This window comes from Streptomyces sp. NPDC045695 (assembly GCF_056432025.1).
The window spans coordinates 374,985-397,763 of sequence record NZ_JBWKJU010000002.1; the positions used below are offsets into that span (position 1 = coordinate 374,985).

Below are 22,779 nucleotides of genomic sequence, written 5' to 3' on the forward strand. Positions count from 1 at the left end.
CCCGGCCGGGGCTCCGGCCGGGGGCGGGCCTTCGGCTCAGAGGATGACGTGGGGCAGGAAGCGGGCGTACTCGTCCGTGACCGGCCCCGCCGATTCGCGGATGCCGAGCCCGGCCGCCTCGTCCTCGACGACCCACGCGCCGAGCACCACCCGGTTGCCGTCGAAGTCGGGCAGCGGGGCCAGGGCCTGGAAGACGTACGTCTCTCCCTCGGCCGGGACGAAGGGGTCGCCACCCCCGCCCGCCTCGTGCAGCGTGACCCCGGCACCCTCGCGTCCCAGCAGCGGCTTGGCCGCGTATCCGCAGGTCGCGGCCAGCTCGCGCGGGCCGTCGAGGTAGGCGGGCAGGAGGTTGGGGTGCTCCGGGAAGAGCTCCCACAGGATGGCGAGCAGAGCCTTGTTGGACAGGAGCATCTTCCACAGCGGCTCGATCCAGCAGGTGGTGCCGGAGCCGCCGCCGTGGTCGTACGTACCGAGGACCTGCGGGCCGAACGGGTCGGTGGCCAGCCACTCCCACGGGTACAGCTTGAAGCAGCTGCGGATGAAGCCGAGCTTCTCGTCCACGAACCGGCCGGAGAGGCTGTCCCAGCCGATCTGCTCGACGGACAGCGCCCGGGTGTCCAGGCCGGCCTGTTCGGCGGTCTCCTGGAGGTAGGCGACCGTCATCAGGTCCTCGCCGAGCTCGTCCGTCTCGGAGTGCGCGAAGTGCAGCGGGCCGGCGGGCAGCAGTTCGGCCTGTCGGCGCCAGGCGTCGACGAGGCGCTCGTGGAGGGAGTTCCACTGGTCGGCGCCGGGGAAGCGTTCCTCCATCCAGAACCACTGGGGGCTGGCCGCCTCCACCAGGGAGGTGGGCGTGTCGGCGTTGTACTCCAGCATCTTGGCCGGGCTGCCGGTGCCGTCGTAGCGCAGGTCGAAACGGCCGTAAAGGGAGGGCTGTTCGGCGCGGCGGCGCCAGGACTCGGCGATCCGCTCCGCGAGCCCGGCGTCGGTGATCCCGAGGTCGGCGAAGCGGTCGTGCTCGACGATGTGCGCGGCCGCGGCCAGGCACATCGCGTGCAGTTCCTCGACGACGTTCTCCAGCGCCTCGACCTCGGGCAGGGAGAAGGAGTAGTAGGCGCTCTCGTCCCAGTAGGGCCGCAGCGAGTCGTCCGGGTAGCGGGTGAGGGGGTAGATCAGGCCCTGCGCCTCGACGGTCTTCTGCCAGTCGGGGCGGGGCTCGATGGTGTGCCGCTGCATGGAGGGTCAGCCGCCGGAGGAGCCGGAGCTGCTGTGGCCGCCGATGCCGCCCCGGGTGACCGCGGCCTTGTCGAAGCTGCCGCCGGAGACCTTGCCGTTGGAGACGCTGCCGCCGTAGTAGTACGCGCCGCGCCCGCCGCTCTTGCACTCCTTGTCGTTCAGCTTCTCCAGCGTCGAGCGGGACGCGCAGCGCTTGTCCGGTTCGTCGCTGCTGCCGCAGGCCACGAGTGTGGCCGCGAGCAGGCCCATGCCGCCGAGTGCGACGGCTCCGGAGCGCATACGGCGCTGGTTGGTGCTGCTGCTGTCCATGTCTGCTGTTCCCCCTAGAGGCGTGCTGCCGACAGACTAGAGCGGGCCCCCCGGCCGATGGAATCCGGCCGCCGTGAGATCCGTGACCTAAAGTCAGTTCGTGCTCCTTGGGATGATTTGCGCGCTCGGTGCGGCGGTCTGCTTCGGCACGGCGTCGGTTCTGCAAGCGGTCGCGACGCGGGCGGCGGAGCCGGGCACGGGGTCCGGAGTGGACGCCGCCCTGTTCCTGCGGGCCGTGCGCCAGTGGCGCTACCTCGCGGGGCTCGGCCTGGACGCGGCCGGTTTCGTGCTCCAGATCGTCGCCCTGCGCCATGTCCCGATCTATGCGGTGGGAGCGGCGCTGGCCGCGAGCCTCGCCGTGACGGCGGTGGTGGCCGCGCGGCTGCTGCGGGTGCGGCTGTCCCGTACGGAGTGGGGCGCGGTGGGGGTGGTGTGCGCGGGGCTGCTGATGCCGGGGCTCGCCGCCGGGGAGGAGGGCGCGAAGACCGGGCCGCTCGCGCTGAAGCTGGGGCTGCTGGGGGTGGCGGGGCTGGTCCTGCTGGTCGGCGCGGTGGCGGGCCGCCTCCCGGACGGCTCGCGGGCGCTGGTCCTCGGTCTGGCCTCGGGCACGGGCTTCGGGGTGGTGGAGGTCGCGGTCCGGCTCCTCGACTCCGTCCTGGACCTGCGCAACCCCGCCCTGTACGCCCTCCTGCTGGGCGGCGGCGCCGCCTTCCTCCTGCTCACCTCGGCCCTGGCCCGCGGCTCGGTGACGGCGGCCACCGCGGGCATGGTCCTCGGCGAAACGATCGGCCCCGCGGTGGTGGGCGTCGCCTGGCTCGGCGACCGCACCCGCGAGGGCCTGACGTGGCTGGCGGTGACGGGCTTCGTGGTGGCGGTCGCGGGAGCCCTTGCGCTCGGCCGCTTCGGCGAACCCCCGGCCGCGGCGGGCGCGGCTCCCGCCAGGTGATTCGGCCCGGCCGCGGGTCCGCTGGGGGCTCCGCCCCAGACCCCGCGCCTCAAACGCCGGCGGGGCTACATTTCAGGCCCCGGCCCCGGCGGGAGCCTCACGGCAGGGCAGCGGCGAGGGCGGCCAGCGTCGGCGCCCACGCGCTGTCCGGCGGGGTCCCGTAGCCGACGACCAGTGCGTCCCGCGCGGCGAGTTCGGCCTGCGGGTGCCGGAACCGGGCCAGGCCGCACACGGCCAGGTCCTGCCAGGCCGCCGACTGCAGCACCGACCTCTCCGTCCCCGCGGGAAGGTCCAGCACCGCGTGCAGCCCCGCCGCGATCCCGGACACGGCCACCCGCCCGCCCACCGCCGCGACGAGTTCGTCGCGCCGCCGCCGGTAGCGCAGCCGCATGCCCCGCACGTGGCGGTCGTACGCCCCGGAGGTGATGAACTCCGCGAGCGTGAGCTGCTCCAGCGCGCTGGAGGTCCGGTCGCTCAGTCCCTTGACCGCCAGCACCTCGTCCAGCAGCCCCGGCGGGACCACCATCCAGCCCATCCGCAGCCCCGGCGCCAGCGACTTGCTGGCCGTGCCGAGGTACACCACCCGGTCCGGGTCCAGGCCCTGGAGCGCCCCCACCGGCTGGCGGTCGTAGCGGAACTCCCCGTCGTAGTCGTCCTCCAGGATCAGCCCGCCCGTGGTCCGGGCCCAGTCGACCGCGGCCGCCCGCCGGGCCGGGGTCAGCGCGGCGCCCGTCGGGAACTGGTGCGCCGGGGTCAGGAGCACCGCGCCGGGCGCGCCGGTCACACCGGCCGGACCGGTCAGCTCCCCCGTGCGGGCCCCGTCCCCGTCGACCCCCAGCGGCCGCGTCCGCAGCCCCGCCCGCACCAGCACGTCCCGGTGGTAGTCCAGGCCGTACCCCTCGACCGCCACCTCCCGCACGCGTCGCGCCCGCAGCACCCGCGCCAGCAGCTTCAGCCCGTGCACGAAGCCCGCGCAGAGCACTATCCGCTCCGGGTCCGCGTACACCCCGCGCGCCCGCGCCAGGTAGTCGGCGAGCGCGCGGCGCAGCTCCACGCGGCCGCGCGCGTCGCCCTCGTAGCCGAAGGCCTCGTTCGGCGCGCCGGTCAGGGCCCGCCGGGCCGCCGACAGCCAGGCCGCGCGCGGGAAACCGGCCAGGTCCGGGGAGCCGGGCATCAGGCTGTACGAGGGTCCCCCGCGCGCGGGGCGCCGTACGCGGGCGGGCGCGGCGGGCCGGCGGGGCCGCGCCCGTTCGGCGACGCGGGTACCGGATCCCTGGCGGGCCGTCAGCCAGCCCTCGGCCACGAGCTCGGCGTACGCCTCCGCGACCGTGTTCCGCGCGATCCCCAGGTCGGCGGCGAGGCTGCGCGAGGACGGCAGCCGGGTCCCGGCGGGCAGCCGCCCGCTGCGCGCGGCCTCCCGCAGCGCCTCGGTGAGCCCGGCCCGCAGGCCGCGTCCGGCGGACAGGTCCAGATGCAGGTCCGCCCCGAAAGTGGCCCAGGATTCCGTCATGGATATGGACCATATCGCTGGGCCGCCCGGCTCCTAGGGTGGATCACATGACGACGACCACCGCAGTGACCGAAACCGCCCACGAACACACCCCGCGCATGCAGATGGCGAAGCTCGCCCCCGAGGTCTACAAGGCCGTACTGGCCCTGGAGATGGCCTCCCGGAAGGGGCTGGACCCGGCCCTGGTCGAGCTCGTCAAGATCCGTGCCTCGCAGATCAACCACTGTGCCTTCTGCCTCGACATGCACACCAAGGACGCGATCGCGGCCGGGGAGAGCGTCGACCGGATCGTGCTGCTGGGGGCCTGGGAGGAGTCGCGGCACTTCTACACCGAGAAGGAGCTCGCGGCGATCGAGTTCACCGAGGCCGTCACGGTCCTGACGGACGGTTTCGTGCCGGACGAGGTGTACGCGAAGGCCGCGAAGCACTTCGAGGAGCGCGAGCTGGCCCAGCTGATCGCCGTCATCGCGACGATCAACGTCTGGAACCGGATCGGTGTCACCACCCGCCTGGTGCCGGGGCACTACACCCCGGGCATGTACAAGCAGGCTTGACCGGTCAGTCCGGTCAGTCCGGTCAGTCCGGTCAGTCCGGTCAGTCCGGACTGAAGGAGTCCAGGGCCGCCGTCAGGTGCGCGCGCAGCGTCGTCTCGTCGGCGGCGGGGCCCGCCGACAGCAGGGCCCACCGGCTGCCGTCCGCGGCGGCGGTGATCCGCTCGATCGCGCGGCGGCGGCCGTTCGACTCCGCGCTGTCGTACTCGTAGACCAGCTCGCAGGACGCACCGGCCGACGGGCCGAGGGAGACCTCCCGGTAGCCGTCCTTGGTGCTCAGGCTCGCGGAGGAGATGCGCAGCAGTGCGCACGCGCCGACGTCGGCGGGCTCGGTGACACGGAAGATCTGGAGCAGTGCGCTGCGGTCTCCGGGCCGGCGGTAGAAGGACCCGTTGCCGTTCTCCCTGCGGCTGCGCTCCCAGCCCGCCGGTACGGCGACCGAGAAGCCGTTGTCGTCGTGGACCACCGTATGGCCCTGAGGGGCCGAGGGGCTCTCGGACGTCCCGGGGCCGGGCGACACGTCGGGCGACGAGCCGTACGACGGACGCGTGGACGGGCTCGCGTACGCATCGGACGCCGGATCGCGGGTCCCCGAAGCTGACGGGGGTGCCTCGGGGGCCTTCGCGTCCGGCCCGGACAGGACGAACCACCCCGCCACGGCGGAGCCGCCCAGGACGGCGGCCCCGACGGCCACCAGGAGCGGAACCTTCCACTCCCGGCCGGCGCCCGCGGCCGGCGAGAGCCACCCGGGTCTGCCGAACCGCTGCTGCCGCGGGGGCGGCGGGGGTTCCTCGGCCCATTCCCAGCGCTGCGACTGCGGGTTCCACTGGGGGCCGCCGCCCGGGGACGCGGCCACCGGTCAGCCCCCCAGCGCGGTGAGCAGCCCGCCGAGGGCGGTGGCCGCGCTCACCGTCTCCACCAGGGGCGCCCACCGCTCCAGCGCCCCGCGCAACCGGGCGGGCAGCCCGGGCCGGATCCGCCCCGCCTCCTCCAGCTCGCCGGCGGCCTCGTCCAGTTCGGCGTCGAGCGCCGCACGGTCGGCGCTGCGCGGCAGGCGTACGAGGGCCGCGCGCAGTTCCCGTACGGCCTCCAGCAGTTCCGCGGCGCCCGGGGCGCCCGTCCCCGTACCGCCGTGGTGGACGGTGTTGGTGATGTGGGTGCCGCCGATGCTGACGCTGCTGCCGTCGATGCGGGTGATCCGCACCGCCCCGGTTCCGGCGCCCGCGCCCGCGCCGCCTTCGGCGCCCGCAGCCGCGCCCCTCGCGTCATCCGTCATCGCTGTTCCTTCCCCCGGTGTGGTGGCTCGCTTGGTTGCTGTGGCCGCTGCCGCCCACGCTGAACGCGCTGTGGTTCACCGACTGGATGAAGACCCCGCCGTCCGCCACCGTGACCGCGCGCTGGGCGAACTCCTCGGTGTGCCAGCCCGCTTCGTGCAGGGCCAGGGTCACCCCGGCGACGATCCGGTCCTGGATGGTCTTCAAGTACCGGTCCAGGTCCATCAGCTGGAACAGCGAGGCGTTCCCCTGCGCCGCGAGCTCGCGCACGGACACGGCCGGACCGGCCGGGAGCGCGCCCCCGTAGCCCGCCGTGGCGATCTGCCACGGGGCCCGGCTGCCGCCCGACAGGGTGGCGAGCGCAGCAGCGAGCGAGCGCGGGGCGTTCTTGAGCGCCCAGACCGCCTTGGCGAAGGCGCTGTTGCGCAGGTGCCGCCGGGCCACGTCGTCGGCTTCCTGGAACTCCGGCCGCACGGGCAGCAGTACGTGCGGCGCCACCTCCAGCATCAGCATCCCGCCCTGGGTGTGGACGCGCACGAAGACGGTGATGACGAGGTTCTCGTCCCAGCCGCCGACCCGGACCCGCAGGAAGTGGCGGCGCCGCTCCCCGCCCTCCTCGACGGCCGCGGCCCGGTGCGCCGCGAAAGCCTGCTCCGACAGGTCCAGCTCGTGCGCCCCGGGCAGCTCGGCGGGCGGCAGGAACACGCACTCGTCCACGACCAGCTCCCGCAGCCGGTCCAGAACGGCCGCCTGCGCCTCGGGCGAGCCGTGCGGGGAAGGGACGCGCAGGGCCTCCAGCCGTGGCCGGATCCGCTCCACGATCCGTGCGTTGTCGAGCGGTTCGGGTGCGGCGTCGTCCTGGGGGCGCAGTTCCACCGACAGGTGCCAGGGCCGGTGGGCCTCGCCGGCGCCGCAGAACGGGTCGTCGACGTTGTAGATGATCAGGCGGGCGTGCTGGGTGCGCACGATCCGGTTGCGGGCCCGTGCGTAGCGGCCGCCCGAGGCGGGGTCGGCGCTCGGGTCGGCGTAGCGCGTCCGGCTGAGGGAGGTGGTGATGACGCGGGCGAAGTGGCCCCGTTGCAGGCCGACGACCACGCTGAGCAGGAAGAAGACGATCAGGGCGGTCCAGCCGTACACCGTCCCGAGGACGTAGCCGATCCGGGGCAGCTCGAAGAGCAGTCCGAAGGGCGTGCGTTCGAGCTGTCGGGTGATGCCTTCGAGGAGGACGGCGGAGTCCTCACCCCCTCCGACGTTCGCACTGCCGTCGAGTGCGCCGACCACCACCCCCAGGACGACACCGGCGAGCAGCACGTAGCCGCACCCGCGCAGCAGGGATTCGAGGAACCGGCTGCCACGACGCCCTTGTTCGCGGCGCCGTTTGATCCTCCCGGCGCCACTGAGGAAGGCGGCCGGGATCAGCAGGAAGATCAGCAGCGCCTGCGCCAGGAGCAGCCCGAGGCCCCACACCGCCACCACGGCCGAGGCCCAGGCCGCTTCGGCGCGGCGGGCCTGGAGGGCGTGGGCGAGGACGCGGGCGGCGTCGAAGCCGTAGGAGGGCGCGACGAAGCGTTCCTCGTGGACGTAGAGCTCCTCGATCACCCGGTCGCGGTACGCCGCGTCCAGATACGTGCCGGCGCACAGCAGCCGGCCCGCCTCGCTGAGCGAAGGGTGCACAGGAGTTCTGTCGTCCCCGTTGCCTGTCACCGAATCCCCCTTTCGGTGTGCGGAGGGAAACGATAGGGCGGGGACCTCGAAGCCGACAGGCGCGATCACGCCAAAAGGCCCCGGCGCGCCATGCGCCGGGGCCTTCGGGAAGAGCGGGTCGGCCAGGCCGACCGGATCAGATCAGATCAATGAGACGGATCGGATCGGATCAGATCAGGCCGAGCGCGCGGACAGCGTCGCGCTCCTCGACGAGCTCCTGGACGGAGGCGTCGATGCGGGTGCGGGAGAACTCGTTGATGTCCAGGCCCTGGACGATCTCGTACGTGCCGTTCTTGGTGGTTACGGGGAAGGAGGAGATGATGCCCTCCGGGACGCCGTAGGAGCCGTCCGACGGGATGCCCATGGAGGTCCAGTCGCCCGCGGCCGTGCCGTTGACCCACGTGTGCACGTGGTCGATGGCGGCGTTGGCGGCCGAGGCGGCCGAGGACGCGCCACGGGCCTCGATGATCGCCGCGCCGCGCTTGGCGACGGTCGGGATGAAGGTGTCGGCGAGCCACGCCTCGTCGTTGACGACCTCGGCGGCGTTCTTGCCGGCGATCTCCGCGTGGAAGACGTCCGGGTACTGGGTCGCCGAGTGGTTGCCCCAGATGGTGAGGCGCTTGATGTCGGTGACGTCGGCGCCCGTGCGCTTCGCCAGCTGCGAAATCGCCCGGTTGTGGTCCAGACGGGTCATCGCGGTGAAGCGCTCGGCCGGTACGTCCGGGGCGGCGGCCTGCGCGATGAGCGCGTTGGTGTTGGCCGGGTTGCCCACGACCAGGACCTTGATGTCGTCCGCGGCGTGCGCGTTGATCGCGGCGCCCTGCGGCTTGAAGATGCCGCCGTTGGCGGAGAGCAGGTCACCGCGCTCCATGCCCTTGGTGCGCGGGCGGGCGCCCACGAGCAGCGCGACGTTGGCGCCCTCGAAGCCCTGGTTCGGGTCGTCGAAGATGTCGATGCCCTTGAGCAGCGGGAACGCGCAGTCGTCGAGCTCCATGGCGGTGCCCTCAGCGGCCTTCATGCCCTGGGGGATCTCCAGAAGTCGGAGCTTGACCGGCACGTCCGCGCCGAGCAGGTGACCGGATGCGATGCGGAAGAGCAGCGCGTAGCCGATCTGGCCGGCGGCGCCGGTGACGGTGACATTCACGGGAGTGCGGGTCATGGCCTTCTCCGTTAGACAGCTGGCGGTGGGGCGTCCCCGCCCCATGTGCTGGAGGACGCCGCTCCCGAGTAAATCTTGACGTGAAGAGACATCCGCCGTCAGGCTATCCGACCTGCGAGCGGCCGAACCCCCCGGTCCCTGTGGTGCGTGGCACACGGACCCGTGGTTCGAAGGCCGCCAGGGGGCCGCGCAGCCCCCGCATATGCGCCCTTCGGAGGGTTCCGGGCTGGCCGACGAAGAAGAAGCGGGCACTTCGCCCGGCGCCCCCGACTTGACGTTCGCCCGTACGGCGCACGGTGAAGCGCACCGCGTCCTCCAGGAATTGGATCTGCGGCGCGGCTTGGGCTCCATCACCAGGGCCAGCAGCGTGATCGTGACGCCCCCGGTGGGCTCCGTGTCGCACAGGGCGCGTCTTATTGAACACACCGCCACCCTGTGAACCCGACGTTATCCCAATAAGACACTGGCGAGAAATCGACCCATTACATGGAATCATGAATTCCTTAAGTGGAGATTGAGTAAATGGCAATATCCCGCTCTTGTGCACCCACTGCGCAGATCGCAGGATCGCCTCATGAACAAATCAATCAACACCTGGCCCAGGCGATTCAGCACAATGGCGGCGGCTGCCATGATCGCCTCACTCGCATCCGTTTCTCCGGCTTCTGCCGCCGCACTGGGGGACATCACGATCGCGGACGGTCAGCATGGACTGATGGAGTTCCACGACGATGGCGATGTGTTCACGATATGCGACACCAACGGAGGCGACGGCGCGGGTGTCGTGGGTAAGCTCTGGTATAAAGCCATAGGCGGCAGCTGGTATGTCTCGGACAGTCAGTATGACGGCGATGGCGGTGGTTGCACCAAAGTTGGATGGAATGTCAACCCAGTCGGCGACCATCAGATGAGGCTGTACTGGCAGGGATACGAGATCGCAAGGAGCGGAGTATTCCGCGAGTAGGTCAATGTGCGGAATATTTCCCTCGTCGGCGCTCGACGGACCTGCCGGACCGTGGAGCCTTGATGCACCCGGGCGCCGTCCTGCAACCCTCCGTCGCGGCGGGTTGCAGGACAGGCGGTGGAGCGGGCCGGTGATGCCATGAGCTCACGCCCCTGCCCCCGGCCCCTCGTCTTCGTAGAGCCGTCAGCGAACGGTGAAGTGGACCGCGTCCTCCAGGAACGGGATGTCCAGCCCATCGGGCTCCATGACTAGAGCGAGCAGCGTGATCGCCACGCCCAGCACCCCGCACGTGATCATGTCGGTGTAGCGGGAGCGCACCGCGAGCATCCCCACCGAGGGCAGCACGCGGCGCAGCACCGACGCCGCGATCAGGGCCACGCCGATCACCAGGCAGCCGATCCTCGGGTACCCCAGCGCCGTGGCCAGCAGCCCGGCCGCGGTCGCGGTGAGCACGCTGAGCATCGGCCACTGCCGCGCGGGCGTGGACACCGCCCCGGGGACGGCGCGGCCGCTGCCCTCGGGGCGGGCGGTGTCCCGGGTGACGGACGGGAAGCGGCGGGACCTGGGCCCCTCGGCGCCGCTCGCGCCGCCGTTCGTGCTGTTCGCCGCGTTCGTCGCGGGCGCGCCGCCTCCAGCCGCGGGCCGAGCGGCGTCCGGTTCAGCCTGCACTGGAGATCCGTTCCGCCGCCTCGACGACATTGACGAGCAGCTGGGCCCGGGTCATCGGGCCGACGCCGCCCGGGTTCGGGGAGATCCAGGCGGCCACCTCGGCCACGCCGGGGTGCACGTCCCCGAGGATCTTCCCCTGCTCGTCGCGGCTCACGCCGACGTCGAGCACGGCCGCGCCCGGCTTCACGTCCTCCGGCTTGACCAGGTGCGGGACGCCCGCCGCCGCGACGATGATGTCGGCCTGGCGCAGCAGCCCGGAGAGGTTGCGCGTACCGGTGTGGCAGAGCGTCACGGTGGCGTTCTCGGACTTGCGGGTCAGCAGCAGGCCGATGGAGCGCCCGACGGTGATCCCGCGGCCGAGGACCACGACGTGCGCGCCGTTGATCTCGACGTCGTGGCGGCGCAGCAGCTGGACGATGCCGTAAGGGGTGCAGGGCAGCGGGCCCGGCTCGTTCAGCACCAGCCGGCCGAGGGAGGTGGGGTGCAGGCCGTCGGCGTCCTTCAGCGGGTCCATCAGCTCCAGGACCCGGTTGGTGTCGATGCCCTTGGGGAGCGGGAGTTGGACGATGTAGCCGGTGCACTCCGGATTGGCGTTGAGCTCCCGTACGACCGCCTCGATGTCCTCCTGGGAGGCCGTCGCGGGCAGTTCGCGCTGGATGGAGGCGATGCCGACCTCGGCGCAGTCCTTGTGCTTGCCGTTGACGTACCAGCGGCTGCCCGGATCGTCACCGACCAGCAGGGTGCCGAGACCGGGGGCGACGCCCCTGGCCTTCAGGGCCGCCACACGGGCGGTCAGTTCGGACTTGATCGCGGCTGCGGTGGCCTTGCCATCGAGAATCTGGGCGGTCATGACCCCATCCTCCCGGATGGAGTGGCCCCGGTTCCAGTCAAGCCGCTCGCAGGAGTGCACGGTTCATTGCACTTGCACAACAAGTGCCCGGCCGCGCCGCAACGAGCTGGACAACCCCTCGCCAATCGGACGACGATGCAACGAATGAGTGCCGCGGGCAGTGCCGGGGGGCGGACCGCTCGATCCAGGATTCCTCCGCGTGTGTGCCGTGCGTCCCCGCACTTTTACGGAGGAACACCCCAAGATGAGTTTCGGCGACCCCCACAATCCGTACGGACAGCAGCCGCCGCAGGGCCAGCCGGGCTACGGCTACCCGCAGCAGGCCCCGCAGGGCGTCCCGCCCCAGGGCATCCCGCCGCAGGGCGGCTACGCCTACCCGCAGCAGGCGTACCCGGGTGCTCCGGCCGGGTACCCGGGCAGCCCCGTCGTCGAGATGCCCGGCGGCGTGAAGGCCGCCCGCGTCATCCTCTTCATCCTGGGCGGCCTGCAGGCCCTGGGCGCCGTGGTGTGGATCATCGGCGGTGCGCTGCTCGCCTCGTACTTCACCGCCGACACGCACAGCTCCTACCGCTCGAACGCGGACGACGTGGCCACCGTCGCCGGCATCGTCCTCGTGATCGGCATCGGCGTCTCGTTGGCCTTCGCGCTGTGGGCCATCCTCACGGCGGCCAAGCTGAGCAAGGGCCGTGGCGGGGTCCGTGCCTCGGGCATCGTCTACGGCTCGCTGCTCACCCTGGCGGGTGTCGTCAGCGTGATCAGCAACATCGTCGCCCTCTCCGCCGCGTCCGCCGCGTCGTCCTCCAGCGCGGAGATGCCGTCCGCTGCGATCGCGCTCTCCATGGCGTTCGCCCTGGTCCCGCTGGGCCTCGGCCTCTGGATCATCGTGGGTCTCGCCAACAGCGCCGCGAGCGCCTACTTCCAGCGCCCCCGCTACTGACACCAGTACTCACCGGTACTGGCACCGGCCGACCACCGGCTACGGCGAAGGCCGCGCCCCGCAGTGCGGGACGCGGCCTTCGCCGTATGCGCGGGACCTCAGTGGAAGAAGTGCCGGGTGCCAGTGAAGTACATGGTCACACCGGCCTTCTTCGCAGCCTCGACGACCTGCTCGTCGCGGACCGAACCGCCCGGCTGGACCACGGCCTTGATGCCCGCGGCCGTCAGGATCTCCAGCCCGTCCGGGAAGGGGAAGAAGGCGTCGGAGGCGGCGTACGAGCCCTGCGCGCGCTCGGCGCCCGCCCGCTCGACGGCGAGCTTGGCCGAGTCGACGCGGTTGACCTGGCCCATGCCCACGCCGACCGAGGCGCCGTCCTTCGCGAGCAGGATCGCGTTGGACTTGACGGCCCGGCAGGCCTTCCAAGCGAAGGCCAGCTCGGCGAGCTCGGCCTCGGACAGGGCGTCGCCGGTGGCGAGCGTCCAGTGGGCCGGGTCATCGCCCTCGGCCTGGAAGAGGTCCGACTGCTGGAGCAGCGCGCCACCGGAGATCGGCTTGAGGTCACCCGGCTGGTGCGGGGTGCCCTCCACCTTCAGGACGCGGATGTTCTTCTTCTTGGCCAGGATCTCGACCGCGCCGTCCTCGTAGGCGGGAGCGGCGATGACCTCGGTGAAGATCTCCGCGACCTGCTCGGCGAGCTCGACGGTCACCGGGCGGTTGACGGCGATGACGCCGCCGAAGGCCGACAGCGGGTCGCAGGCGTGCGCCTTGCGGTGCGCGGCGGCGACATCGGCGTCGACGGCGATCCCGCACGGGTTGGCGTGCTTGATGATCGCGACGCACGGCTCGTCGTGGTCGTAGGCGGCACGGCGCGCGGCCTCGGTGTCCACGTAGTTGTTGAAGGACATCTCCTTGCCGTGCAGCTGCTCGGCGTTGGCGAGCCCGCCCGGCTGGCCGTCCGTGTACAGGGCGGCGGCCTGGTGCGGGTTCTCGCCGTAGCGCAGGGTCGACTTGCGCTCCCACGCGCCCGCGAGGAACTCGGGCAGGACGGCGTCCTCCTGCGGCGCGTACGCGTTCGTGAACCAGGAGGCCACGGCCACGTCGTAGGCGGCGGTGTGCTGGAAGGCCTCGGCCGCCAGGCGCTTGCGGGCGGTGAGGTCGAAGCCGCCGCCCTGGGCGGCCGCGATCACGTCGGCGTAGCGGGCCGGGCTGGTGACGACCGCGACCGAGGGGTGGTTCTTGGCGGCGGCGCGGACCATCGACGGACCGCCGATGTCGATCTGCTCGACGCACTCGTCGGGAGTGGCACCCGACTGGACGGTCGCCAGGAAGGGGTAGAGGTTGACGATCACCAGATCGAAGGGCTCGACGCCCAGCTCGGCGAGCTGGTTGCGGTGGTCCTCCAGGCGCAGGTCGGCGAGGATGCCGGCGTGCACGCGCGGGTGCAGGGTCTTGACCCGGCCGTCCAGGCACTCGGGGAAGCCGGTCAGCTCCTCGACCTTGGTGACGGGCACCCCGGCCGCGGCGATCTTCGAGGCGGTGGAGCCGGTGGAGACGAGCGCGACGCCCGCCTCGTGCAGCCCGCGGGCCAGCTCTTCCAGTCCCGTCTTGTCGTAGACACTGACGAGCGCACGCCGGATCGGCCGCTGGGTAGTGGTCGGGTCGTTGCTGTCTACGGTCTCTACGGCGGTCACTGGATTGTTACCTTTCGTCCCTCAATGCGGTAGCCGTGCCGGGCCAGACGCCCCACGACGTCGACGAGCAGCGCTCGCTCGACTTCCTTGATGCGCTCATGGAGAGCGGCTTCGTCGTCCTCGTCCCGGACCTCGACGACACCCTGGGCGATGATCGGACCGGTGTCCACGCCGCCGTCCACGAAGTGGACGGTGCAGCCGGTGACCTTCGCGCCGTAGGCGAGCGCGTCCCGTACGCCGTGCGCACCGGGGAAGGCGGGGAGGAGGGCGGGGTGGGTGTTGATGAACCTGCCGCCGAAGCGGTCGAGGAAAGCCTTGCCCACGATCTTCATGAACCCGGCGGACACGACGAGGTCCGGGGCGTACGCGTCGGTCGCCTCCGTGAGCGCGGTGTCCCACTCCTCGCGGCTCCCGTAGGCCTTGACCGGGCAGACGAAGGTGGGGATCCCGGCCTTCTCGGCCCGTTCCAGGCCGGCGATGTTCTCGCGGTCGGCCCCCACGGCGACGACTTCGGCGCCGAAGCCCTCGGATCCGCCGGGGTGGGCGTCGATGGCGTCGAGCAGGGCCTGGAGGTTGGTGCCGGAACCGGAGACCAGCACGACCAGGCGGGAGGCGGCCATGGGAGGCCCTTTCTCGCGGGAATTGCGGTGTTCGTCTTGTGCGGTCATACAAAACTTCGGGGTACCGATATACGGGGGACCCTACGAAGCGACCGACCGCCTGCAACGATACCGGCACACCGGACGGCCCCGGAGGGACGGGGGGACGGCCGGGCGGTAGCGTCTGGCTTACAAGCCGCGAACTGGGCCCACCTCGCCACGACGTCCTCGTGACGTCCATGACACAGGGGAAGAAACACACCCGATGCCGGACCGCCGTCAGCCCGAGTCCCCCACCGACGACAACCCCTTCGCGGCTCCGCCGGAGGGCCGGCCCGACCAGCCGTGGCAGCCGCGCGGCGGTGGCGAGGGCGGGCCAGGCGACGGCCCGGGGGACGCGGACGGCCAGCGGGGCCCGGCGCGCTGGGACCCGACGGACCCGATCCAGCGCCGCGCCCGCTACGCGCTGCTCGCCGGCATGTGGGGCTTCTTCTTCGGGATCTTCGGCATCCCGTCGGTGGGCCTGCTACTGGGCGCGCTCGCCCTGTACTGGGGCATCAGCGCCCTGCGCGGCAAGCCGGCCGAGCCCACCGCGCCGGACGCCCCGACCGGCCCGGCCTCCCTGGGCCCGGCGGCCCGCCCCCAGCGCACGGCGGCGGTGAGCGGCCTGGTCACGGCCTCCCTGGCGATCCTGCTGGCGATGAGCTCGTACGCCCTGCAGCTCGCCTACAAGGACTTCTACGTCTGCCGCGACGACGCCCTCACCAACGCGGCGGAACAGCAGTGCAACTCCTTGCTCCCGAACAACGTCCTGGGCGACATCCTGAAGGTCCGCCAGTAGCCCCAGGTCCGAGACCCCGCCCGACCTATCCAGCCCCCGCCGCACATATCCAGCCCGGGCCGCACACATCCAGCCCGGGCCGCACACATCCAGCCCCGCCGGCGCTTGAGGGGCGGGGCCCGGGGCGGAGCCCCGCTCTTTCAGCCTCGCCGCACGTATTGAGCCCCGCCGGCGTTTGAGGCGCGGGGTCTGGGGCGGAGCCCCAGCAACGGCGGCGCGCCCGCTCTTTCAGCCTCGCCCATCCAGCCCGGGCCACACACATCCAGCCCCGCCGGCGCTTGAGGCGCGGGGCCCGGGGCGGAGCCCCGGCAACGGCGGCGCGCCCGCTCCTTCAGCCTCACGCCCACCCAGCCCGGGCCACACACATCCAGCCCCGCCGACGCTTGCGGCGCGGGGCCCGGGGCGGAGCCCCAGCAACGGCGGCGCGCCCGCTCCTTCAGCCTCGCGCCCATCCAGCCCGGCCGCACACATCCAGCCCCGCCGGCGCTTGAGGCGCGGGGCCCGGGGCGGAGCCCCGGCAGCGGCGGCGCGCCCGCTACACCGACGGCTTCCGGCGCGTCAGCACCCGCGCCCCCACCACCGGCGGAGCCAACGGCTCGACCACCTGCCCGGCAACCGGCTCAGCCGGGCCGAGCACCGGCCCGGGGACCGGCTTCGACACCGGGCCCGGGACCGAACTCAGGTCCAGGCTGATCCCCGGCACGACGGTAACCGGCCGATGCGTCCGAGCCACCCCCAAGCCCGGCGCAGCCGCAGGGCCCGGCGCAGCCGCAGGGCCCGGCGCAGCCGCAGGGCCCGGCGCAGCCGCAGGGCCCGGCGCAGCCGCGAGGACCGGCGCAGCCGCGAGGTCCGGCCCGGCCGCCAGACCAGACGCGGCCGGAGCAACCGGAACCGGCTCCCCCATGTCCGGCACCAACGCCCCCGCAGCCCTCCTCATCGCCGCCCACCGAACCTCCTGCACCCCACTGTCATGCCACGCATCCCCCAGCGGCCCGTCCCCGTCCATCACCGCCGCCCCCATCCCCTTCGCCGGCCGCGTCCGCCACGCCTGCACCCCCACCGCCACCGGCACCGCCAGCCCCAGCGTCCACACGAAGGCCGCCGCCCCGGTGGCCCACCACACCGGCCCGAACTCAGCCAGCCGCCGCGACCCCAGCGGCCCCGACGCCGCCGCTGCGAGCCCGGTCATCACCAGGCCGCACACCAGCGCGCCCAGGGCCGCCGTGAGCGCGGTCTCCCCGTACGAGACCTCACGCGCCCGGCGTACCGCGAACCAGCCCACCGCCAGCCCGGCCACCACCGGCACGCCGGCGACCGCCCAGGTCAGCGGGGTGCCCGGCCCCTCCGGCGGGAGCGCCGACAGCAGCGGGAACCGGGGCAGCCCGGACCCGCCCGCGAAGCCGAGCGGGGTGGCGGTCACATCGGCGCCGAGGGCGAAACCGGGCCCGAGGGCGTAGGCCGCGCCCCAGACCATGGCGTTCGGGATCAGCGCGACCGCGAGCAGCAGCACCGCGAACCGCCCGGACCACACCCCGGTCAGCGCGAGGAACGAGCCCTGCACCTCCGCCCCGTGCCACGCGAGCGAGACGCCGACGAGCAGCGCGCCGCCGCCGAGGAGGACGAGGGCCCCGCCCGCGCCCGCCCGCAGCGCCAGCGCGTAACGGGGGCGTGCGACCGCCCTCCGTACGCCCCTCGGCAGCCAGGACGGCAGCGTCCCGAGCGGACTGCCCTTGGTCCCCCACACCCCGCCCGCGGCGGCGAGCACGGCCACCAGGGGGATGTGCCAGGCCGCGCTGATCGGGTCGGCCGGCATCGGCCCACCGGCGGCGTACACCATGGCGAGGGCCCCGACCGCGAGGTATCCGCAGAGCACGGCCGAGAAGACGGCGCCCGCGGGCAGCACCTCCTCGCCCTCCTCCTCGGACGCGCCCCCCAGCCGCGCCGCCCGCCGCAGGAGCAGCACGGGCAGCGCGACGAGCAGCAGGGGCGTCACCCCGACGGGCGCGGGAATGCCGGACAGGGTCTCGTACCGCACGAGTTCCGTCCCGTGGGCGAGCAGCCACAGCCCGGCGGCGAGGTGCAGGGCCCCGCCGGGACCGCTGTCGGGGTAGGGCGAGCTGATCCACAGCACGATGACGAGCACGGCGAGGAAGCCGAGCCCGAGTCCGGCCGCCACGGCCCCGCCCACCACGCATGCGGCGGCGGCCGGCGAGCGGCGCCGCGTTCCGGCTCGCGGGGCCGCTGACAACGAGGTCCCGTGTTCGGTCACTTGGGTCACCCCGCCATGGTGCCAACGACACGCGCTATGGGCGGGTAACAGGCGAATGTCCGTGGTGTCGCCCAATATACGTTTATGTACTTTTTCGCTCAGGGCTGCCAGGTCGCGGGGAGAGTGGCATGACACGTGGCGTCGAGAGCCTGCCCGCCCCCAACGAGCGCCGCAGGCTGCGCGAGGCGGCGCATCTGACGCCCGAGCAGGTCGCGTCGGCGGTGGGCGTCACCGTGAACACGGTCCGCTCCTGGGAATCGGGGCGCACCGGCCCCCGCGGGCGCGTGCGCGAGGTCTACGCGGCTTTCCTCGTGGGCCTCGCGACCCCACCGGCCTTGCCGGAGCCGGGATCCGAGGCCCCGTCAGCGGCCGACGCGCCATCCGCCGAGGCCGCCGAGCCCGCGGAGGCTACGGAGGCCACGGAGGCCGCCGAGTCCGGGCCCGATACCACCGGAACGGCCGAACCCGGATCCACCGCGGCCCCGCAGCCCGACGCCCCCGCCGAGCCCGAACCGGCGGCCGAGCCCGCCGAACACCCCGCAACGGCACAAGCCCCCGCACCCGCACCGCCACCGGCACCGCCACCGGCACTGGCACCGGCACCGGCACCGGCACCGGCAGGGGCAACGGCCGGCTTCGACGCCCTCTACGCCCACGCCGCACCCGCCCTGGCACGGCAGACCTACCTGCTCACCGGCCGCCGGGCCCTCGCCCTGGAGGCCGTGGAGCGAGCGTTCCACCGGGCCTGGAACCAGTGGCCCGAGGTGGTCACCGACCCGGACCCGGTGGGCTGGGTGCGTGCGGTCGCGTACGAGTACGCCCTCTCCCCCTGGCACCGGTACCGGCACGCCCACCGCCACCCCGATCCCCCTCCCGCCGAGCCCGCCGACCGGATCCTCCTCGACGCCGTGCTCGCCCTGCCCGCCAGCCACCGCCGGACCGTCCTGCTCTACGACGGCGTGGGCCTGGACCTCCCCGACACCGCGGCCGAGACCGAGGCCACCACCCCCGCCACCGGCAGCCGCCTCCTGCACGCGCACGCCGACCTCGCCGAGCGGATCCCCGAACTCGCCGCCGTACCGCCGCAGGAACAGTCCGCGGTGCTGCACGGCCTTTTCGCCGCGCTGCGGCCGGCCGCGCCGCTCGACCCCCGCCCGGCGGCGGCCGTACGCGGCGGCAGCGAGCGCCGCATCCGGCTGTGGAGCCGCGCGACCCTCGGCCTGACGGCGGTCATCGCCGCCGCGACCGCCTACACGGCCGTGACCGCGCCCACGCACTACGAGCCCCCGCGCTCACCCGGCGAGAGCGTCTCCGGCGTACCCCCGCTCAGCGGCCCGCAACATCTCACCGAGCAGAGCAGGCAGCTCCACGACAAGCTGCGCGCCGACCCCGCCGCCGGGCCCGCCCGGATCGCCCCGAAGGTCGAATGAGGCGCAGCAGGCATGTGGGGCACGTGGGGCACATGGAAAAGGGCGTGGCCCGCACCCCCCGAGGGGTGCGGGCCACGCCCTTGCGCGCAGACGTGCTTACTGAGCGGCGTTCAGGATCTCGCGCGCCAGCTTCGCGGTCTCGGTCGGCGTCTTGCCGACCTTCACGCCGGCAGCCTCAAGGGCTTCCTTCTTGGCCTGTGCGGTGCCAGAAGAGCCGGAGACGATGGCGCCCGCGTGGCCCATGGTCTTGCCCTCGGGGGCGGTGAAGCCCGCGACGTAGCCGACGACCGGCTTCTTGACGTTCTTCGCGATGAAGTCCGCCGCACGCTCCTCGGCGTCGCCGCCGATCTCGCCGATCATGACGATCAGGTCGGTGTCGGGGTCGGCCTCGAACGCCGCGAGGGCGTCGATGTGCGTCGTGCCGATGACCGGGTCGCCACCGATGCCGACGGCCGAGGAGAAGCCGATGTCACGGAGCTCGTACATCATCTGGTAGGTCAGCGTGCCGGACTTGGACACGAGACCGATGCGGCCGGGCTTGGTGATGTCGCCCGGGATGATGCCGGCGTTGGACTGGCCGGGGGTGATCAGACCCGGGCAGTTCGGGCCGATGATCCGGGTCTTGTTGCCCTTGGCGGTCGCGTACGCCCAGAAGGCGGCGGAGTCGTGCACCGCGATGCCCTCGGTGATGACGACGGCCAGCGGGATCTCGGCGTCGATCGCCTCGACGACGGCGGCCTTGGCGAACGCCGGCGGGACGAAGAGGACGGAGACGTTGGCGCCCGTCTTCTCCATCGCCTCGGCGACGGAACCGAAGACCGGGACCTCGGTGCCGTCGAAGTCGACGGTGGTGCCGGCCTTGCGCGGGTTCACGCCGCCGACGATGTTGGTGCCGTCAGCCAGCATCAGCTTGGTGTGCTTCATGCCCGTGGCACCGGTCATGCCCTGGACGATGACCTTGCTGTCCTTGTTGAGGAAGATAGCCATGTGAGTCTGTGACCTCTGCCCTTACTTCGCAGCCGCGAGCTCGGCGGCCTTGTCGGCCGCGCCGTCCATGGTGTCCACGCGCTGGACCAGCGGGTGGTTGGCGTCCGAGAGGATCTTGCGACCCAGCTCGGCGTTGTTGCCGTCGAGACGGACGACCAGCGGCTTGGTGACCGCCTCGCCCTTGTCCTCGAGCAGCTGCAGCGCCTGGACGATGCCGTTGGCGACCTCGTCACACGCGGTGATGCCACCGAAGACGTTGACGAAGACGGACTTGACGTCCGGGTCACCGAGGATGATCTCGAGACCGTTGGCCATGACGGCGGCGGAGGCGCCACCGCCGATGTCCAGGAAGTTGGCGGGCTTGACGCCGCCGTGGTTCTCGCCGGCGTACGCGACGACGTCGAGGGTGCTCATGACGAGACCCGCGCCGTTGCCGATGATGCCGACCTCACCGTCGAGCTTGACGTAGTTGAGGTTCTTCGCCTTGGCGGCGGCCTCGAGCGGGTTCGCGGCCGCGTGGTCCACGAACTCCTCGTGGCCCGGCTGGCGGAACTCGGCGTTCTCGTCGAGCGAGACCTTGCCGTCGAGCGCGATGACGTCACCGGAGGCGACCTTCGCGAGCGGGTTGACCTCGACGAGGAGCGCGTCCTCGGCGATGAAGGTGTCCCACAGGGTCACGAGGACCTCGGCGACCTTCTCGGCGACCTCGGCCGGGAACTTCGCCAGCGCGACGATCTCGCGGGCCTTCTCGATGGTCACGCCCTCGTTGGCGTTCACCGGGACCTTGGCGAGCTTCTCCGGGGTCTCCTCGGCGACCTGCTCGATGTCCATGCCGCCCGCGACCGAGGCCATGGCCAGGAAGGTGCGGTTGGTGCGGTCGAGCAGGTAGGAGACGTAGTACTCCTCCAGGATCTCGGGAGCAGTCTCGGCGATCATCACCTTGTGGACCGTGTGGCCCTTGATGTCCATGCCGAGAATGTCCGTCGCCCGGGCGACAGCCTCGTCCGGGGTGGCGGCCAGCTTCACGCCGCCGGCCTTGCCGCGGCCGCCGACCTTCACCTGCGCCTTGACGACCGACTTGCCGCCCAGCCGCTCGGTGGCCTCGCGAGCCGCCTCAGGCGTGTCGATGACTTCACCGGCCAGCACCGGTACACCGTGCTTGGCGAAGAGGTCCCTCGCCTGGTACTCGAACAGGTCCACGCGCGTCCGTCCCTTGTCTTTTTTAAAGATTCGCAGTGATTCGCGGTTGTCTGCTATCTGCGTGGGCGTGCCGCGGAGGGCAACGTGACGGCGCTGTCACAAGGAAGGCGCACACGGTGACCGTGGACGCGGCATGTCCGTCCCGCAGGTTATCCCCGCAGGACGTGGGTCCCTAAATCGCAGATCACACCTGAGCGGTGATACCTGTCACAGATCACCTCACAGGTGAAGGGGAAGTTCGTGTGATCTGCCGCTTCACACGGCGCGGCGGTCCCGGCTCGTCAGGGCACGGGCAGGGGCCGCTTCTCCAGTGCCGCGGCCATCACCTCGGGGAACAGGTCGGGGGTGCAGGCGAAGGCCGGGGCGCCAAGCGCCGCAAGGGCTGCGGCGTGCTCGCGGTCGTAGGCCGGGGCCCCCTCGTCGGACAGCGCCAGGAGCGTCACGAACTCCACTCCGGCCGCCTTCATGGCGGCGACCCGCTTGAGCATCTCGTTGCGTATGCCCCCCTCGTAGAGATCGCTGATCAGGACGACGACGGTGTCGGCCGGCCGGGTGATCTTCGACTGGCAGTAGGCCAGGGCGCGGTTGATGTCGGTGCCGCCGCCCAGCTGGGTGCCGAAGAGGACGTCGACCGGGTCGTCCAGCTGGTCGGTGAGGTCCACGACGGCGGTGTCGAAGACGACGAGCCGGGTCGCGATCGAGCGCATCGAGGCCAGCACCGCCCCGAAGACGGAGGCGTAGACGACGGAGGCCGCCATCGAACCCGACTGGTCGATGCAGAGGATCACCTCCTTCTTCACCGATTGCGCCGCCCGGCCGTAGCCGATCAGCCGCTCGGGGACGACGGTGCGGTATTCGGGCAGGTAGTTCTTGAGATTGGCGCGGATCGTGCGGTTCCAGTCGATGTCGTGGTGGCGCGGGCGGCTGATGCGGGCGGAGCGGTCGAGGGCGCCGGTGAGCGTGGCCCGGGTGCGCGCCGCGAGCTTCTGCTCCAGCTGCTCCACCACCTTGCGGACCACCGCACGCGCGGTCTCCTTGGTCGTCTCGGGCATCGCCTTGTTGAGGGACAGCAGGGTGCCGACCAGGTGGACGTCGGGCTCGACGGCCTCCAGCATCTCCGGTTCCAGCAGCAGGGCGGCCAAGCCGAGCCGCTCGATCGCGTCGCGCTGCATGACCTGGACCACCGAACTGGGGAAGTACGTCCGGATGTCCCCCAGCCAGCGGGCCACGTTCGGCGCGGACCCGCCGAGCCCGGCCGACCGCGCCCCCGCCCCCTTGCGCGACGCGCCCCCGCCCCCGCCGTACAGCGCGCCGAGCGCCGCATCCATCTGCGCGTCCCGCCCGCTCAGCGCGTACCCGGTCCCCTCGGCCTCTCCCCCACCAAGCACCATCCGCCACCGCCGCAACCGCTCAACCCCGTCCCGCCCACCGCTGTCCCGCACTCCCTCACTCCCGCCCGCACCCGCCATCTGCCCATCCCCCTTGCACTCGTCGTATCCCCACACCACATCCACACCCCACCCCTCCAGCCCCCATCCAGCGCCGCCGGCGTTTGAGGCGCTCTCCCAGCCCCGCCGGCGTTTGAGGCGCTCTTTCAGCCCCGCCGGCGTTTGAGGCGCTCTTTCAGCCCCGCCGGCGTTTGAGGCGCGGGGGTCC

The 22,779-nt window shown here is 72.4% G+C and carries 21 protein-coding genes; 6 read left to right on the forward strand and 15 right to left on the reverse strand.

Annotated features, from left to right (window positions below):
- Positions 1-36: 36 nt before the first annotated feature.
- Both AC07DU_RS04845 and AC07DU_RS04850 read right to left on the reverse strand, forming a co-directional pair.
- Positions 37-1,233 (reverse strand): glutathionylspermidine synthase family protein, encoded by a 1,197-nt coding sequence (locus AC07DU_RS04845; RefSeq protein WP_479026476.1) that lies wholly within the window; start codon positions 1,231-1,233, stop codon positions 37-39.
- 6 nt (positions 1,234-1,239) lie between these two features.
- Positions 1,240-1,542: a hypothetical protein gene (locus AC07DU_RS04850; protein WP_361943355.1), complete on the reverse strand. Its 303-nt coding sequence runs from the start codon at positions 1,540-1,542 to the stop codon at positions 1,240-1,242.
- Positions 1,543-1,654: 112 nt separating this feature from the next.
- Here AC07DU_RS04850 and AC07DU_RS04855 point away from each other — a divergent pair, with 112 nt between their 5' ends.
- Positions 1,655-2,488 (forward strand): DMT family protein, encoded by an 834-nt coding sequence (locus AC07DU_RS04855; RefSeq protein WP_479109901.1) that lies wholly within the window; start codon positions 1,655-1,657, stop codon positions 2,486-2,488.
- A 97-nt stretch (positions 2,489-2,585) separates the two neighbouring features.
- Here the strand turns inward: AC07DU_RS04855 and pdxR are convergent, their stop codons facing one another.
- A complete protein-coding gene (gene pdxR, locus AC07DU_RS04860; RefSeq protein WP_453375061.1) occupies positions 2,586-3,998 on the reverse strand; it encodes a MocR-like pyridoxine biosynthesis transcription factor PdxR in 1,413 nt (470 codons plus the stop codon).
- Positions 3,999-4,045: 47 nt separating this feature from the next.
- On the opposite strand from pdxR, the gene AC07DU_RS04865 reads away from it, so the two are divergent.
- Complete coding sequence (locus AC07DU_RS04865; protein WP_360897315.1) at positions 4,046-4,552, forward strand: carboxymuconolactone decarboxylase family protein; 507 nt, start codon at positions 4,046-4,048, stop codon at positions 4,550-4,552.
- Between the two features lie 40 nt (positions 4,553-4,592).
- Here AC07DU_RS04865 and AC07DU_RS04870 read toward each other — a convergent pair whose 3' ends face one another.
- The 4 genes from AC07DU_RS04870 to AC07DU_RS04885 all read right to left on the reverse strand — a co-directional run bounded on the left by AC07DU_RS04870 (position 4,593) and on the right by AC07DU_RS04885 (position 8,686).
- A complete protein-coding gene (locus AC07DU_RS04870; protein ID WP_479109623.1) occupies positions 4,593-5,405 on the reverse strand; it encodes a hypothetical protein in 813 nt (270 codons plus the stop codon).
- Positions 5,406-5,408: 3 nt separating this feature from the next.
- Positions 5,409-5,825 (reverse strand): hypothetical protein, encoded by a 417-nt coding sequence (locus AC07DU_RS04875; protein WP_479109625.1) that lies wholly within the window; start codon positions 5,823-5,825, stop codon positions 5,409-5,411.
- A complete protein-coding gene (locus tag AC07DU_RS04880) occupies positions 5,815-7,497 on the reverse strand; it encodes a hypothetical protein (RefSeq protein ID WP_479109627.1) in 1,683 nt (560 codons plus the stop codon). Before AC07DU_RS04880 ends, AC07DU_RS04875 begins: the two co-directional genes overlap by 11 nt.
- Before the next feature lie 199 nt (positions 7,498-7,696).
- Positions 7,697-8,686: a malate dehydrogenase gene (locus AC07DU_RS04885; protein WP_360897307.1), complete on the reverse strand. Its 990-nt coding sequence runs from the start codon at positions 8,684-8,686 to the stop codon at positions 7,697-7,699.
- 574 nt (positions 8,687-9,260) lie between these two features.
- On the opposite strand from AC07DU_RS04885, the gene AC07DU_RS04890 reads away from it, so the two are divergent.
- Positions 9,261-9,650, forward strand: coding sequence for a hypothetical protein (locus AC07DU_RS04890; RefSeq protein WP_479109629.1), 390 nt, complete (start codon positions 9,261-9,263; stop codon positions 9,648-9,650).
- A 183-nt stretch (positions 9,651-9,833) separates the two neighbouring features.
- On the opposite strand, the gene AC07DU_RS04895 is transcribed toward AC07DU_RS04890, so the two are convergent.
- Together AC07DU_RS04895 and AC07DU_RS04900 are read right to left on the reverse strand one after the other, a co-directional pair.
- Positions 9,834-10,319: a DUF3017 domain-containing protein gene (locus tag AC07DU_RS04895; protein WP_479109631.1), complete on the reverse strand. Its 486-nt coding sequence runs from the start codon at positions 10,317-10,319 to the stop codon at positions 9,834-9,836.
- Complete coding sequence (locus AC07DU_RS04900) at positions 10,309-11,169, reverse strand: bifunctional methylenetetrahydrofolate dehydrogenase/methenyltetrahydrofolate cyclohydrolase (protein ID WP_479026459.1); 861 nt, start codon at positions 11,167-11,169, stop codon at positions 10,309-10,311. The genes AC07DU_RS04895 and AC07DU_RS04900 overlap by 11 nt, the downstream gene beginning before the upstream one ends.
- Positions 11,170-11,413: 244 nt before the next feature.
- On the opposite strand from AC07DU_RS04900, the gene AC07DU_RS04905 reads away from it, so the two are divergent.
- A complete protein-coding gene (locus tag AC07DU_RS04905; RefSeq protein ID WP_479109633.1) occupies positions 11,414-12,106 on the forward strand; it encodes a hypothetical protein in 693 nt (230 codons plus the stop codon).
- A 98-nt stretch (positions 12,107-12,204) separates the two neighbouring features.
- Here the strand turns inward: AC07DU_RS04905 and purH are convergent, their stop codons facing one another.
- A complete protein-coding gene (gene purH / locus AC07DU_RS04910; protein WP_360897299.1) occupies positions 12,205-13,797 on the reverse strand; it encodes a bifunctional phosphoribosylaminoimidazolecarboxamide formyltransferase/IMP cyclohydrolase in 1,593 nt (530 codons plus the stop codon).
- The gene (purN, locus tag AC07DU_RS04915; protein WP_479026453.1) at positions 13,794-14,417 is read right to left on the reverse strand and encodes a phosphoribosylglycinamide formyltransferase; all 624 of its coding nucleotides are present in this window, start codon (positions 14,415-14,417) and stop codon (positions 13,794-13,796) included. Before purN ends, purH begins: the two co-directional genes overlap by 4 nt.
- Positions 14,418-14,580: 163 nt before the next feature.
- Here purN and AC07DU_RS04920 point away from each other — a divergent pair, with 163 nt between their 5' ends.
- Positions 14,581-15,237 carry a hypothetical protein gene (locus tag AC07DU_RS04920; RefSeq protein WP_479109903.1) on the forward strand — a complete coding sequence of 219 codons (657 nt, stop codon included), beginning with the start codon at positions 14,581-14,583 and terminating at the stop codon, positions 15,235-15,237.
- A gap of 535 nt (positions 15,238-15,772) precedes the next feature.
- Here the strand turns inward: AC07DU_RS04920 and AC07DU_RS04925 are convergent.
- Complete coding sequence (locus AC07DU_RS04925; protein WP_479109635.1) at positions 15,773-17,515, reverse strand: cell division protein PerM; 1,743 nt, start codon at positions 17,513-17,515, stop codon at positions 15,773-15,775.
- 119 nt (positions 17,516-17,634) lie between these two features.
- Between AC07DU_RS04925 and AC07DU_RS04930 the strand changes: the two genes are divergently transcribed.
- Positions 17,635-18,936, forward strand: coding sequence for a helix-turn-helix domain-containing protein (locus AC07DU_RS04930; protein WP_479109637.1), 1,302 nt, complete (start codon positions 17,635-17,637; stop codon positions 18,934-18,936).
- Between the two features lie 96 nt (positions 18,937-19,032).
- On the opposite strand, the gene sucD is transcribed toward AC07DU_RS04930, so the two are convergent.
- The 3 genes from sucD to AC07DU_RS04945 form a co-directional block, all read right to left on the reverse strand.
- Positions 19,033-19,923, reverse strand: coding sequence for a succinate--CoA ligase subunit alpha (sucD, locus tag AC07DU_RS04935; RefSeq protein WP_360897289.1), 891 nt, complete (start codon positions 19,921-19,923; stop codon positions 19,033-19,035).
- A gap of 21 nt (positions 19,924-19,944) precedes the next feature.
- Complete coding sequence (gene sucC, locus AC07DU_RS04940) at positions 19,945-21,123, reverse strand: ADP-forming succinate--CoA ligase subunit beta (protein ID WP_272259988.1); 1,179 nt, start codon at positions 21,121-21,123, stop codon at positions 19,945-19,947.
- A gap of 281 nt (positions 21,124-21,404) precedes the next feature.
- Positions 21,405-22,592: a VWA domain-containing protein gene (locus AC07DU_RS04945; RefSeq protein WP_479109905.1), complete on the reverse strand. Its 1,188-nt coding sequence runs from the start codon at positions 22,590-22,592 to the stop codon at positions 21,405-21,407.
- Positions 22,593-22,779 lie beyond the last annotated feature (187 nt).